General features: G+C 46.0%; 11 protein-coding genes. 3 read left to right on the top strand and 8 right to left on the bottom strand.

All coding sequences use genetic code 11. The annotated features are described in order from the left end of the window. Window positions 1–402: 402 nt before the first annotated feature. On the top strand, window positions 403–1,068 hold the full coding sequence (gene mutH, locus PUN32_RS07370; protein ID WP_166013551.1) for a DNA mismatch repair endonuclease MutH: 666 nt from the start codon (window positions 403–405) through the stop codon (window positions 1,066–1,068). A 167-nt stretch (window positions 1,069–1,235) separates the two neighbouring features. Here the strand turns inward: mutH and vpsR are convergent, their stop codons facing one another. The 4 genes from vpsR to brnQ all read right to left on the bottom strand — a co-directional run bounded on the left by vpsR (window position 1,236) and on the right by brnQ (window position 7,078). Then, window positions 1,236–2,579 (bottom strand): cyclic-di-GMP-binding transcriptional regulator VpsR, encoded by a 1,344-nt coding sequence (vpsR, locus tag PUN32_RS07365; protein WP_274722466.1) that lies wholly within the window; start codon window positions 2,577–2,579, stop codon window positions 1,236–1,238. 352 nt (window positions 2,580–2,931) lie between these two features. Next, window positions 2,932–4,464: a lysine--tRNA ligase gene (gene lysS / locus PUN32_RS07360; protein WP_274722465.1), complete on the bottom strand. Its 1,533-nt coding sequence runs from the start codon at window positions 4,462–4,464 to the stop codon at window positions 2,932–2,934. A gap of 31 nt (window positions 4,465–4,495) precedes the next feature. Then, a protein-coding gene (prfB, locus tag PUN32_RS07355; protein ID WP_166013554.1) for a peptide chain release factor 2 occupies window positions 4,496–5,594 on the bottom strand; the annotation gives its coding sequence in 2 pieces (ribosomal slippage) (window positions 4,496–5,518 and window positions 5,520–5,594; 1,098 coding nt in all). Between the two features lie 170 nt (window positions 5,595–5,764). Beyond that, window positions 5,765–7,078, bottom strand: coding sequence for a branched-chain amino acid transport system II carrier protein (brnQ, locus tag PUN32_RS07350; protein ID WP_274722464.1), 1,314 nt, complete (start codon window positions 7,076–7,078; stop codon window positions 5,765–5,767). Window positions 7,079–7,385: 307 nt separating this feature from the next. Between brnQ and PUN32_RS07345 the strand changes: the two genes are divergently transcribed. Continuing rightward, entirely contained in the window at window positions 7,386–8,108 is a 723-nt protein-coding gene (locus PUN32_RS07345) for a tRNA1(Val) (adenine(37)-N6)-methyltransferase (RefSeq protein WP_274722463.1), read from the top strand. Window positions 8,109–8,195: 87 nt separating this feature from the next. Continuing rightward, on the top strand, window positions 8,196–9,446 hold the full coding sequence (gene srmB, locus PUN32_RS07340) for an ATP-dependent RNA helicase SrmB (protein ID WP_274722462.1): 1,251 nt from the start codon (window positions 8,196–8,198) through the stop codon (window positions 9,444–9,446). 155 nt (window positions 9,447–9,601) lie between these two features. On the opposite strand, the gene prfC is transcribed toward srmB, so the two are convergent. From prfC to PUN32_RS07320, 4 genes are all read right to left on the bottom strand, one after another. After that, on the bottom strand, window positions 9,602–11,191 hold the full coding sequence (gene prfC, locus PUN32_RS07335; RefSeq protein WP_274722461.1) for a peptide chain release factor 3: 1,590 nt from the start codon (window positions 11,189–11,191) through the stop codon (window positions 9,602–9,604). A gap of 343 nt (window positions 11,192–11,534) precedes the next feature. Then, window positions 11,535–11,945 (bottom strand): type 2 periplasmic-binding domain-containing protein, encoded by a 411-nt coding sequence (locus PUN32_RS07330; protein ID WP_274722460.1) that lies wholly within the window; start codon window positions 11,943–11,945, stop codon window positions 11,535–11,537. Window positions 11,946–11,957: 12 nt separating this feature from the next. Next, entirely contained in the window at window positions 11,958–13,037 is a 1,080-nt protein-coding gene (locus PUN32_RS07325; protein WP_274722459.1) for a porin, read from the bottom strand. A 147-nt stretch (window positions 13,038–13,184) separates the two neighbouring features. Next, on the bottom strand, window positions 13,185–14,708 hold the full coding sequence (locus PUN32_RS07320; RefSeq protein ID WP_274722458.1) for a methyl-accepting chemotaxis protein: 1,524 nt from the start codon (window positions 14,706–14,708) through the stop codon (window positions 13,185–13,187). Between the last annotated feature and the right edge of the window lie 120 nt (window positions 14,709–14,828).

Here is a 14,828-nt window from a genome sequence, read left to right as displayed (position 1 = left end):
AAAAACACATAAAAACAAAAGGTTAATTAAATTACGCACCGAAAACAAACAGAGAACACGACCACCGAATCAAACAGCCCGACCAGAGGTTAAAGATCCATCAATTGAGGCTAAACATGATTATCTCTACAGCAGATAGTCGAGAGATCCAGCGTAACGCTCAGATTGGTCTACTTAACAATACTGTGTATAAAACCAGTTGGTTAGTATGCTTGATGATCAACACCTAGGCTGTGGATAACCTAAGCATCAATAGTGATTGAGCGAAACTGCTGCGCTCGGCTCAGCCTAGGCAGCATGTGATCTAACCTGACTCAATACGCTATTTGAACGGTGTTTATCCATGTCAATCCGCAACAAAATTGGTACAATCTGGCCGATTACCCCAAACCAAGCCAGCGTATGAAACCAACCCCCACTTCTCAATCCGAACTCCTGTTGCGAGCAGAACAAATTGCCGGACTTAGCTTTGCAGAATTGGCCGCAGAAGCCGGTATGGTGGTACCACCTGATTTACGCAAAGATAAAGGTTGGGTGGGGCAACTGCTGGAATGGCATTTAGGGGCCAGCGCGGGCAGCCGCCCAGAGCAAGATTTTGCTCACCTAGGTATTGAGTTAAAAAGTATTCCGATCAGCCATTCAGGCAAACCACTCGAAACCACCTTTGTGTGTGTGGCACCGCTGACTGGAGTGCATGGCTTAACTTGGGAGCAGAGCCATGTGCGCAATAAGCTATCAAAAGTCCTGTGGATCCCTGTGCAAGGTGAGCGAGAAATCCCCCTCGCGGATCGCCGTGTTGGCTCAGCACTACTGTGGAGCCCTAATCAAGATGAAGAAGCTCAGCTCAAAGCCGATTGGGAAGAGTTAATGGAGTTGATTGTGCTCGGAAATGTGGCGCAAATCACCGCCAAACATGGTGAAGTACTGCAACTACGTCCGAAAGCCGCCAATGGACGAGCTCTTACTGAGGCTTACGGCATTAATGGACGGCCGATTAAAACCTTGCCACGCGGTTTCTACTTACGCACTCAATTCACCGCGCAAATTTTACAACGTTACTACGCCTAACCGGTTAATACTCCTAGCCAGTTATTACACACCTCGCTAACAGGGGCGTGGATATTTGTGTTGCAATGGGGGCGGTTACACCAGCCCCCAGTTAACATCGACGATCACAATACACTGCATCTATGCATCTATGCATCTATGCAGCTCCTCGCCAAACTCTGATTAAATCAACGTGCGGAGAGATTATCATCAGTGATCAAATTATGCTTATTGAGCAAGCGATACATAGTCGCACGCGACACGCCAAGCTCTTTGGCTGCCGTGGAAACTTGCCCAAAGTTAGACTCCAACACCAGCAATAGTGCATCTCGCTCGGAACGTTCACGGATGTTTTTTAAACTGCGCCGCCCCTCACCACGCTTGGGAAGATCGAGCTGCGACTCATCCAATACCACGCTATCAGACATCAGTACTGCACGTTTAATATGATTCATCAGTTCACGCACATTACCCGGCCACGAGTAACGGGTTAAACTGCGTACTGCATCTTCTGAAAAACTGCGCGCTTGCGCGTTGTGCTGTTTGGAATACTCCTGCAGAAAATATTTGGCCAATAACACAATATCTGGCGCACGCTCTTTGAGGCTCGGCACATTAATCCGCAGCACATTGATGTAGTGATACAACTCTTCGTTAAAATCCCCATCAATCAGCGCTTTTTCGATATCCGATGAATTGGCGGCCAAAATTCGCACATCCACCGTCAGAACGCCTTGGCGAGTCTCAACCGTCCCTTCTTGTAAAAAGCGCAACAAATTAAGTTGCTGGCTTTTCGGTAGCGTTAAAATATCATTCAACAGCAAAGTTCCACCGTCAGCTTGTAACAAAAGGGACTGCTGAACGTCATCCTGCTCGCCAATCCCAAACAGCTCACTTTCTAAGCGCCGTTCGGACATTGCTCGGCAGTTAACGGAAATAAAAGGCTTTTTAGCGCGTGATGAGGTTTTGTGGATCGCTTTAGCCACGGTTTCTTTACCCGTGCCACTTTCACCGTAGATCAAAATACTGACATCAGTCGGTCCAATCCGTTTGATTTGATCACGCAGACGCTTGAGTGGCATCGATTCACCAATCAAACCAAGGTTGCCCGCCGAGCCAAAATGCGGCCACACCTTTTTTTCCAGCTTGAGCATCCCCAACTGATGACCGATGGTACCGAGCAATTGAGCATCAGGGATCGGCGCGGTAAAAAAATCAATACAAAAATTAACGATAAATTGGCAAATCGTATCTGAGCCTAACTGCGCTTCACGAATAAATGCCAGCCAACGTACTTGTTTATGGCTACTGACCAGATTAGCAATCCCGTTCAGGCTAAACTCATCATGGGTTAAATCGACAATCCCAATACATGGCCCTGTTTCAACAAACAACGTATCTGCTTTACGTAAATCCGCCACTTGGGTACAGCGCCAACCCACATTTTCTAATACAGCAAGCCAAGGTTCATAACTGCCACCCACCACAATCAGTGAGCCCGGTACTGAATCCATACGGAAATGAGTGCTCATGAAACAACATTCCTTATATTTATCATTGTAATGCAAGCCAACCAGCCCACATCTGCCACTTGTCACATAGACTACATTAACCAGACTTTAGATTGCCGTCTGTTTCATAAATAAGACTGAATTATAAATACTAAACTTTCCAGTCAACGTTTGTGTGAGTTCACATAATATCGGAGATCAAATCATTAGTGATATTGGGTGATATTTTCGTCAATTGACTTAACTCGATCATGACAAACGGATAATTTGGCATTCTTCACTGTGGCAAATCAAGCCTGTTCCCGGCCATATTACTGGTGAGCGGTATAAAAAAAGCCGCGAATTAAGCGGCTTTATCAATCACAATCAGCGATTATTGCTGCGGGCGCATGGCCGGGAACAAAATCACATCACGGATAGTATGAGTATTGGTAAACAGCATCGCCAAGCGGTCAATACCGATCCCTTGACCGGCGGTTGGCGGCAAACCGTGCTCGAGTGCGCGTACATAGTCCGCATCATAGAACATCGCTTCATCATCACCGGCATCTTTCGCATCCACTTGAGCTTTGAAGCGCGCATCTTGATCTTGCGCATCATTCAGCTCAGAGAAACCATTCGCCACTTCACGGCCGCCAATGAAAAATTCAAAACGATCAGTGATAAATGGGAAATCATCATTACGGCGCGCCAGCGGTGAAATATCTGCTGGGTAGCCAGTAATGAAGGTCGGTTGCATCAGTTTAGGCTCTGCGGTTTCACCGAAGATTTCTTCTAACAGTTGACCACAAGTCCAAAACGGTTCAACTTCGACGCGCACCGATTTAGCGATCGCTACCATATGCTCACGATCTTGCACTTTATCGTAATCCAACGCCTGAATCTCAGCGTGGTTCGGATTGTAGTGTTTGATCGCCTCCAGCATGCTCATCCGCGTGTATTTGCCACCAAATTCAACCACATGCTCACCGTATGGTAGTGACGTGGTACCAAGCACTTGCAGCGCAACCGAGCTAAGCATCTCTTCGGTAAGATCCATCAGATCCTGATAATCTGCATAAGCTTGGTAGAATTCCATCATAGTGAATTCTGGATTATGGCGCGGTGACAGACCTTCATTACGGAAGTTACGGTTGATCTCAAATACGCGATCAAAACCACCCACTACCAGACGTTTTAGGTACAGTTCAGGGGCGATACGTAGGTACATATCCATATCTAATGCATTGTGATGAGTCACAAAAGGACGTGCCGAGGCACCGCCAGGGATCACGTGCATCATTGGGGTTTCAACTTCCAAGTAACCTTTTGAAATCATAAAGTTACGAATGGCAGATACCAGTTTAGAACGAATGATAAACGCGTTGCGTGAATCTTCGTTGACGATCAAATCCACATAACGCTGACGATAACGGGTTTCTTGGTCAGTCAGACCGTGGAATTTCTCTGGCAGTGGGCGCAGTGCTTTAGTCAGCAGTTGGAATTGTTCCATATTGACATACAAATCACCTTTGCCTGATTTGTGCAGCGCACCTTGCACACCGATGATGTCACCGATGTCGAGACCTTGATACTGGTCTTTTAACTGTTGTTGCACTTCTTTGGCAGCATAAGCCTGAATACGGCCAGAGGTTTCTTGAATCACCAAGAATGGACCGCGTTTTGCCATCACTCGACCAGCGATAGACACCACGTGATTTAACGCTTCTAGCTCTTCTTTGGTCTTGTCACCAAACATACTCTGCAGATCGCCCGCGAGGCTATCACGACGGAACGAGTTAGGGTGCCCGTTGGCTTTACACTCCTTGCGGATGTGATCCAACTTGCTACGACGCTCTGCAATCAGTTTGTTTTCTTCTTGCGCATTGTGCTCGTGATTCATCTCATTTTGAACAGCATCAGTCATTGGCATATACCTTGTGTAGTCGGTAAAAAGCTTATAGGCCTGATTTCAGGCTAGCTTCAATAAATTTGTCTAAGTCACCATCGAGTACCGCTTGCGTGTTGCGGTTTTCAATGCCTGTACGTAAATCCTTGATCCGCGAATCATCCAGCACGTAAGAACGAATTTGGCTACCCCAACCAATGTCTGATTTGGCATCTTCATTGGCCTGCTTTTCCGCGTTCTGTTTTTGCAGTTCCAGCTCAAACAGCTTGGCGCGCAGTTGCTTCATCGCTTGATCTTTGTTTTTATGCTGCGAGCGATCGTTTTGACACTGTACCACGGTGTTGGTTGGAACGTGGGTGATCCGTACCGCTGATTCGGTGGTGTTAACGTGCTGACCACCAGCGCCCGAAGCTCGATACACGTCAATACGCAGATCGGCCGGGTTAATATCGACATCGATATTTTCATCAACTTCAGGGTAAATAAACGCCGAAGCAAATGAAGTGTGGCGGCGACCGCCAGAGTCAAACGGTGATTTACGTACTAAACGGTGTACGCCGGTTTCGGTACGCAGCCAACCATAAGCATAATCACCAATGATACGCACCGTGGCCGATTTCAAACCAGCCACATCACCTTCTGAAACCTCAATAACTTCTGTTTTAAAACCTTTGGCATCCGCCCAACGTAAATACATACGCAGCAGCATCGACGTCCAATCTTGCGCTTCAGTACCACCAGAGCCAGCTTGCAAATCGAGGTAGCAGTCGGAGGAGTCATGATCGCCGGCAAACATACGACGAAACTCTAGCTGCTCAAGCTTAGCTTCTAGTTCATCAAGCTCAGGACCGATTTCATCGAACGTCTCTTGATCTTCCGCTTCAATCGCCAGTTCCAGCAGACCATCAACATCTTCAACACCACGATCCAGTTGATCGATAGTCTCGACCACCGCTTCAAGTGCTGAGCGCTCTTTACCGAGGGCTTGCGCACGCTCAGGCTGAGTCCAGACATCCGGCTGTTCTAATTCGGCATTGACTTCTTCAAGACGCTCTTTCTTGGCATCATAGTCAAAGATACCCCCTCAGGATATTTGTGCGCTCAGACACATCCTGCAGGCGGTTTTTAATAGGATTGATTTCAAACATGTTGGCTTATGAGTTATGGATAGAAATTAACCGCGGAATTCTACTGAAAAACGTGATGAAGATACAGGAAAAAATACGCAATCTCTGCCGGTGAATAGCAAGAAAGCACCTAATCCAGACATAAAAAAAGCGGAAGCTATTGCCTCCGCTCCATTCAACCTTTAATCAGCTTATGCCAACTCTTGCTCAAGTGACGGAGATACTTGAGCCGATACGAAGAACATACTGATCATCGTCACACAAGTAGGTAACAGCCAGCCCATTCCGTACTCAAAGAAAGGTAAGAAATCGAACAGCGCTACATCAAACCCCGCGACTTTTGCCGCATCGAGCAAGGCCACCAGCAGAGCAACGGATAGCACAACCCGATACGCGATACGCGGATTCGGCAGTTTGTGACGCACAAACGTCAGAGCAACCAAGGCAATCGCAACTGGGTATAGTGCAAACAGTACCGGAATCGATAGAGTGATCAATTGTGCTAAACCTACGTTAGCGACCACACCACACGCCACACCATTGATCACAACCCACTGCTTGTACGAAAGCTTAGTGTGTTTGCTAAAGAAATCCGCACAGGCTGAGATCAAGCCAACCGCCGTCGTCAGACAGGCCAACAGCACAATCACTGACAAGACGTATTGGCCGTTAGCACCAAATAAGGCTTGCACATATTGGCTCAAAATCGCACCGCCGTTATTCGCACCAGCAGCAACACTGGCACTGGTCGCGCCCAGATAGAACAGTGAGCCGTATACCAGCGCTAGGCCGATCGCCGCAATCACGGCAGAGGAGATCAAGTAACGAGTAATCGCACTACGCTCAGTGATCCCTTTGCTACGTAGAGCATCAACAATCAAAATACCAAACATCAATGATGCAAAGGTATCCATGGTGTTGTAGCCTTCCAAGAAACCTTTAGTCAGCGGCTGCGTTAGGTAGTCACCTTGTGCGGCAATCATTTCACCTTGTGGATTGATGAATACCCCAAGCGCAAGAATCGCCAAACCAATAAACAATGCTGGTGTCAGTAGCTTACCGATCAGATCGACCAACTTACCTTGCGACCATGAAAAGAACATCGCTACCGCAAAAAACAGCACCGAAAAAATGGTTAAATAAGATTGAGTGCTCTCAACAAAAAATGGTTTTACCGCCATTTCATAGGCCACCAAACCAGTACGAGGTGCGGCGAAGGCAGGACCAATCACAATCAGGATCAAGGCCGCCATCAGCAGCGAGGCTTTAGCTGGTAAATCTTTGGTCAGATGCTCCCAACTTCCTCCGGCTACCGCAATCGCAATAATGGTGATCAGCGGTAAACCCACGGCAGTCACTAAAAAGCCAAGCATGGCTGGAGTAATATGCTCACCCGCTAATTGGCCCGCGAGTGGTGGAAAAATGATATTGCCTGCGCCAAGAAAGAAGGCAAACAGCATAAAGCCCAAAGCTAAAATATCTGCTAGTTTTAACGTCTGCTTCACAGATAACCCTTATTTATAAATGTAATGAATGTTGTGTATGCATCTCACAGCTTAGTAAAATTTAACCCTAACCTGTGTTGCCGAATAATGACCAATGTGCTGCTATTTCGCAACCGCAAAGCAAAAAACGCCACAATAATTTATAATTAGCACAATAACCCAGTGACATGTGCTATCTGCCGCAAGAAAACCAGCACGACAAACTGATTTATGCGCTTGTTTTTTCACCAACCAACAGAATAAAATATTATGAATCATCTCTCCGAAAGAGCTTTTCGCTTAACTCCTGTTTGGCAGCAAATTTACGATGAAAACCAATAAATTAATCAATAAAAGCTTTCAATTTAAACAATTCAGTATCCAAGAGGGGCAATGTGGCATGCCCGTCAGTACCGATGGGGTACTGCTCGGAAGTTGGGCCTTTAGCACTCCACCGGTAACAATTCTGGATATTGGTTGTGGCACTGGACTGTTGAGTTTAATGTGCGCACAGCGTTTCTCTCTGGCTGTCATCACAGCCATCGATATTGAAGTTAGCGCCTATCAAGCCACTGAACTCAATCGCAAAAACAGCCCTTGGGCAGCACGCATTACAAGCCAACAGGCCGATATTCTCGATTGGCAACCGCTGACACGTTTTGCGGCGATTATTTGTAATCCACCTTATTTCACTAGTGGTGCAAGCGCACAACAACCGGTTCGCGCCACCGCTCGCCACACGCTCGGTTTGAGTCATCCAGCATTAATTGCACGCTTGCCTCAGTTACTAACCTCAGACGGCGTAGCGAGTTTTATTCTGCCAAAAAGCGAAGGCGAGCAATTTATCGCGTTAGCCCAACAGGCAGGACTTTATCTGGGACGCTATTGTCAGGTTCAAGCGACTGCCAGCAAACCGGTCCATCGGTTACTGTTTGAGCTGCACCGCTCACCTTGTATCAGCCAAGCCACCGAGCTGGTGATCCAGCAGCATGGCGCTTACAGTGAGCCATTTTGCCAACTGACACGCGATTTTTATCTGAAGATGACGTAATTAAAGATGTGATCTAAAGTGTGATCCATCTATAATGTGCGGCCTGTTTTAAGACAGAGCCTTTCAACGCTTGTGGAGTAATTATTTGTGATTAAAACTTTTGCCGATCTCGAACTCGATCCGGTGCTGCTTGAAGCGATCGATGATATGGGCTTTAGCCGCCCAACCCAAGTTCAGGCTGAAGCGATCCCGCAAGCTCTGGATGGACGTGATGTCTTAGCCTCGGCTCCAACGGGTACCGGCAAAACCGCAGCCTTTGCGATTCCTGCGCTGCAATATTTGCTCGATTTTCCACGCCGTAAAGCAGGCCCTGCGCGGATTTTGGTTTTAACGCCAACCCGTGAGCTGGCGATGCAAGTTGCCGATCAAATCCAAACTCTAGCTAAAAATACCCATCTCAATATTTTCACCATTACCGGTGGTGTTCAGTACCAAGAGCACGCGGACATTTTGGCGAAAACCCAAGATATCGTGGTCGCAACACCTGGCCGTCTTTTAGAATATATTGATGCCGAACGCTTTGATTGCCGTGCGATTGAATGGTTAATCCTCGATGAAGCGGATCGCATGCTGGATATGGGCTTTGGTCCAACAGTGGATCGTCTTTCAACCGAATGCCGCTGGCGTAAACAGACTCTGCTATTCTCTGCCACTTTGGAAGGGCGTGGCGTCGAAGGCTTTACTGCCGATCTGCTGAAAAACCCAGCGCATGTCGATGCCGAGCCACCACGTCGCGAGCGTAAAAAGATCTCTCAGTGGTATCATCGCGCTGATGATATGCCACATAAAGTCGAGCTGCTGAAAAAAATCCTCACCGAACAAGCCGAGCGTTCCATTGTCTTTTTCAAAACACGTGAACGCCTGGCAGAAATACGTGCAGAATTAGAAAAAGTCCAGATCCCGTGCGTGTGGATCCAAGGTGAAATGCCTCAAGATCGCCGTAACAATGCGATCAGTCGTTTCCGTGATGGTTCAATCAACATTCTACTCGCGACCGATGTTGCTGCGCGTGGCATCGACGTGCCAGACATCAGCCACGTGATCAACTTTGACCTACCACGCAGTGCCGATGTTTACTTACACCGTATTGGCCGCACCGCGCGTGCCGGCAAAAAAGGCATCGCGATTTCACTGGTTGAAGCGCATGATCAGCCGATGATGGCGCGCGTTGAGCGCTACATCAAAGAGGAAGTCAAAGAGCGCTTTGTTGATGGCCTACGCCCTAAACATAAAAAACCGGTGTTCAAGAAAAAGAAAAAAGACAGCAAGAAACCAGCGGATAAAAGCACGGCTAAGAAAAAAAGCACTGGCAAAGTCAAAAAGGCCAAAAAGAAATAGCCACCCGCTTGAGCCGTTAACTCGCTAGTCAATAAACCGCTAGTAAAAATCTCTAGTAAAAAAGCCGATGATTCATCATCGGCTTTTTTATCACTGCAATTTAGTCACTAAGCTACGAATTATACAACGTGCACCTTAGTCAATCATGCTCAGGATTAATGCTCACGCGTAGCGCGGAACACCACCTCTGGTGAACGCTCCTGAGCTAAGTTAAGGTTAACCATAGTCGGCGCAATGTAGGCTAGGTTATCGCCACCATCCAGCGCTAGGTTACTCTGGTTTTTGCGTTTGAACTCTTCAAACTTCTTCACATCATCACAGTCTACCCAGCGCGCAGTCGCCACGTTAACGCCTTCATAAATGGCCTCAACGTTATATTCTGATTTAAGACGCGACACCACCACATCAAACTGCAGCACACCGACCGCACCAACGATCAAATCGTTATTTTGCAATGGGCGGAAAACCTGTACCGCACCTTCTTCAGACAGCTGTACTAAACCTTTGAGCAACTGCTTTTGCTTGAGCGGATCGCGCAGACGGATGCGGCGGAATAGCTCAGGTGCAAAGTTAGGGATACCGGTAAATTTAAGCGTTTCACCTTGGGTAAAAGTATCACCAATCTGGATGGTACCGTGGTTGTGTAAGCCAATAATATCCCCAGCAAACGCCTCTTCAGCACGGGCACGGTCGCCAGCCATAAAGGTTACCGCATCAGAAATATTAACTTGTTTCGCCAAGCGTACATGGTTCATCTTCATGCCTTGCTTGTAGGTGCCAGACACAATGCGCACAAAAGCAATGCGGTCACGGTGTTTCGGATCCATATTGGCTTGAATTTTAAACACAAAGCCACTGAATTTCTCTTCGCTGGCCTCAACCACTCGCTCTGCCGCTTGACGTGGCATCGGAGCCGGAGCCCATTGCGTCAAGCCATCTAGCATATGGTCCACGCCAAAGTTACCCAGCGCAGTACCAAAAAACACAGGGGTCAGTTCACCTTGTAAGAACAGTTCATGATCAAATTGATGGGAAGCCCCCACCACCAACTCCAACTCTTCGCGCAGCTGCTCAGCCAACTCTTCACCGATCGCTTGAGCTAACTCAGGATTATCTAACCCTTTAATAATACGCTGATCTTGAATAGTGTGGCCTTGACCACTAGTGTACAAAATCGTTTCATCGCGAGATATATGGTAAACACCTTTGAACTCTTTGCCGCAACCAATCGGCCAAGTGATGGGGGCACAAGCAATCTTTAGCTCATTTTCCACTTCGTCCATCAGTTCCATTGGGTCGCGGATCTCACGGTCCAACTTATTCATAAAAGTAACAATAGGCGTATCACGCAGACGCGTCACTTCCATCAATTTACGGGTACGATCTTCAACCCCTTTGGCCGCATCAATCACCATCAAACATGAGTCGACAGCCGTTAGAGTACGATAGGTATCTTCAGAAAAGTCTTCGTGTCCTGGGGTATCCAGCAGGTTGACCAGCGAATCACCGTATGGAAACTGCATCACCGAGGTGGTAACCGAAATACCCCGCTCTTTTTCCATTTCCATCCAGTCTGATTTGGCATGCTGGTTGGAGCCACGACCTTTTACAGTACCGGCAACTTGAATTGCACGTCCGAACAACAATACTTTTTCAGTAATCGTGGTTTTACCCGCATCTGGGTGCGAAATGATCGCAAAAGTGCGGCGCTTATTGATTTCATTAAGAAATTCTTGGTTTGCCATGGATAAATTCTTTTGGTTTATGCATAGATTGATCGCCATTTAGCTCAGCACTGAGCACGGCACCGATCAAATCCATCGTGGGAATCGTAATTAGCGGCTATTTTCGCTGATCTTGCGGTTATACACAATCTATGCTTGCCCAATCGATCATCATTCATGCTCAATCAAGGTTAATATTGCAATATCCTACTCAGCACACAACGAGAGTTGACTCGTCGAAAACTGCCCACTGCAAGCCAAAGAGTTCGTGTCGTAGTAGTAAAATTACATCCTTATTGAATAAATAAGCCCCGCCTAAAAATAAGGTGGGGCTGGTAAGCTAACACGTAATGTTAAGCGCTATTTACAGCTTGAGCAGGACTTTAACCTCTGCTGTTACCGCCGCTTCATCGATATAACCAATCGCGTTCGGTTGGCTCTTTACTGCTGAAATCATCGCTGCAGAATCAGCAACGATAACCGGCGCAACCGCTTTACCCGTAAACACTAAACGTGACCAATTTGATTGCAGCTGCGCATCGTTACGGCCTGTGGTTTTGCCGTGAAACTCAACCCGCTCAGCACTGCCTTCGCTAAGTTCAAACAACTGCGCAGCAGAGCCATTGGCTAATTGCTGATCTTTACCTAAGTACAGCTGTTTCACCGCATCTGCCGAGATGGCATCAATACCTTGAGGGTGGCCAATCACTACCACACCCGCTTGAGCGGCACAACTCAAGCCCATCACTAACAGACCCAGAATGGTTTTTTTCATTGTGCTGATTCCTTAAAATACAAAGTCGAGAGATACAGAGTAGACAAGAGAGTCGTCATATAGCGGTTTAAATGATGATAGATCTACATTAGATGTAATACCGCCAACTGTACCGTGGAAATCGGCATATGTTACTTCAGTTTTCAATGCAACCTTCGGAGCTAAATCCCAACGCATACCAGCCGAGTATGAGGTACGCTTCATAGAGAAGATTGATTCTACAGGATTAGTGCGTTGATCATTATCCGTAGACTTCACCCAAGCACTAGCGACATAAGGCGTAAATGCTCCAAATTGGTAACCGAGTAGAGCCGATACCGCCTGTACATCAGGGTATTTCCCAGATAACTTCATCAACATACCTTCGGTATTAAACAGTAAAGCACCGTCATTATATTGCAGCCCGAATGAGGCAAAAGTTGACTTTTTATCAGACACCATCAGGTTTTCATGCTCTTCAGTTCTTGCCTGAGTGTATGAACCACGCAGTGTCCAGTCATCAATGTACCAGTTCGCGGTTAGACCAAAGGCATCCTTAATATCGACTTGACTACCTAAGGTTGAATCACGTTCTTCAACTTGGCTGACACCAGTAAAGGGTTGTAACTGCAACGTGGTATTACCTAGCTTAATAGGTATTAAAGCATCAATCCCTGTAAAGTTACTGATGATCAATAACTCATAGATCTCTTGCGATGGACGCAGCATAGGGTAAGCATAACCGACATCTAAATAATCGGAATACATAAAGAATGGAGTACGCAGTTTACCACCACGTACGGTGGCAAAATCGAGATCGTAACTTAAATACGCCACTTCAACTGTCGGGTCAAAATCATAACGACCATTCGCCACCAGTTGTGTAGTAACCTTAGCTCGGTCATTTACTTGGAAGTCAAATTGCAAACCGAGTAGCGAGTCTTGTTTATAATCCACTTTATTTTCATAACCAGCATAGCCTGCGTCATTGTTGGCAATACCAACCCCAACACTGCCAAAACCGCTGACATTCATATTTCCCACTGAGGCAGCCATTGAATAAGGCGCAGACAAAGCCAATGCCACAATAATGGCCAAATTGCTCTTTTTCATTATTTCCCTTTCTATTTTTTTGAATAAAAATCACAATAATAAGGCATGACGATACCGCATGCGTTTATATACACATTGCTAACATTTTAAACATGTGACATTAAATATTCGCCAGAAATTAACCTGGTGAATATTTACATATTGATATCAGTCATGGGTTTTAAACTGTTGTGATACAGAAATCAAAGCCTCTTTGACTCGTTCAATTTCTTGAACCATATCATCAACCTGCTTAAGACTATTTACTGTCTGTTGCGACATATTTTGAAGATTCAATAAATGCGCTTCCATTTCTTTATTGGTTTGGACTTGCTCTTCGGTCGCGGCAGCAATCAGGATATTTCTTTGATCAATATCACTCATATTTTCTGCCACATTTTTAATTGTCAATTCAGCCTGATTGCATTTTTCATCACATAATTCTGTATTAACCAAACTACCGCGAATAATCTCCATCGCGGTATCAGCTTTAGACTGTAAGTTCACCAGTACCGTCTGGATCTCTTGAGTTGAACTTTGGGTACGGCCAGCAAGGGTACGTACTTCATCAGCGACCACCGCAAAACCACGACCTTGCTCACCAGCGCGAGCCGCTTCAATCGCCGCATTTAAGGCCAGTAAATTGGTTTGTTCAGCAATAGCGTTAATGGCCAACAGAATTGATTCCGCATTACGAGTGCTGTCATTAAGTTCAGAGACAACACTAGAGGTTTGTTGAACATCATTCACCAGTAAATCTAACGCAGATAGCGTTTGATTTACCATTGTTGCCCCTTCTTGCGACAGCGTCATGGAACGGCTCACGGCTTGAGCGGTATCCTGAGCATTACCGGAAATATCGGCAGATACATGAGTCATTTGCATTATCGCATTTGCAACTTCATCCATTGCGGCCAACTGCTGTTCTGAAACTTGGCTCGCCGTCTGATTGGCGGCCAATAAATGACTAGAAATATCAGATAGAGTTTGGGTATTGCGGATCACTTGACTAATGTTGTCATTCAGCTTGCCAACAAATTGATTGAAATAGTTGACCAAATCTTTCAACTCATCTTGCTTGTGATATTCGAGTCTAGCTCTGAGATCACCATCACCCGTTGAGATGTCGCGCATTTTTTCAGTAATCAAACGCAAATCATTGCGGATACCATTAACAATATACAGAGCTAATCCCGCAATCAAAATCAAACTGATCACACAAGCTAATTGGATAAATCTAGCCGTATTCTCATTTTGCACCGCCAGATTTTGTATCGTACTGGTTAAGCTATTACGGTTAAGATCATAAAAGGCTTCAAAATCAGATTTTAGCGCTTCAAAATGTTGGTTATTCTGCTGCGCTGTCGCTGTGGCATTGGTTAAGTCAACCCCACCATCAATGATTGAGCGAGCTAGGTTAGCAGCGGCAGAGAAATACTGTCCTGTCTGACGACTCAACTGAATAACGGTTGCTGCATATTCAGGCTGCATACTCTCAAGTTGCTTGAGGTTATTAATAATTTCAAGCCTAACGGCATCATTGATTTCCAATAACTCATCATCACCAAGTGTGACCGCTATATTAAATCTTTCAAATGCTTCTTTTAGTAAGGAAAGATTAGCCGATGAAAGGCTTAGACTGGGATAACCTGTACTATCAATTCCATTGACCACTGACGTATTACGTTGCATAACATTAGTAACCATAAATGACAGCGCAATCAAAAGAATCAACGCCAAACCATTGGTTAATATTACTTTCGATCTAATAGTTAACATTTGAGACCACCTATATCCATATTTGGCTCATAA

Source organism: Vibrio chanodichtyis (assembly GCF_028863985.1).
Taxonomy (GTDB): Bacteria; Pseudomonadota; Gammaproteobacteria; order Enterobacterales; family Vibrionaceae; genus Vibrio; species Vibrio chanodichtyis.
The sequence above is the reverse complement of the archived record's forward strand: the minus strand, read 5'-3'. Positions and strand labels throughout refer to the sequence as shown.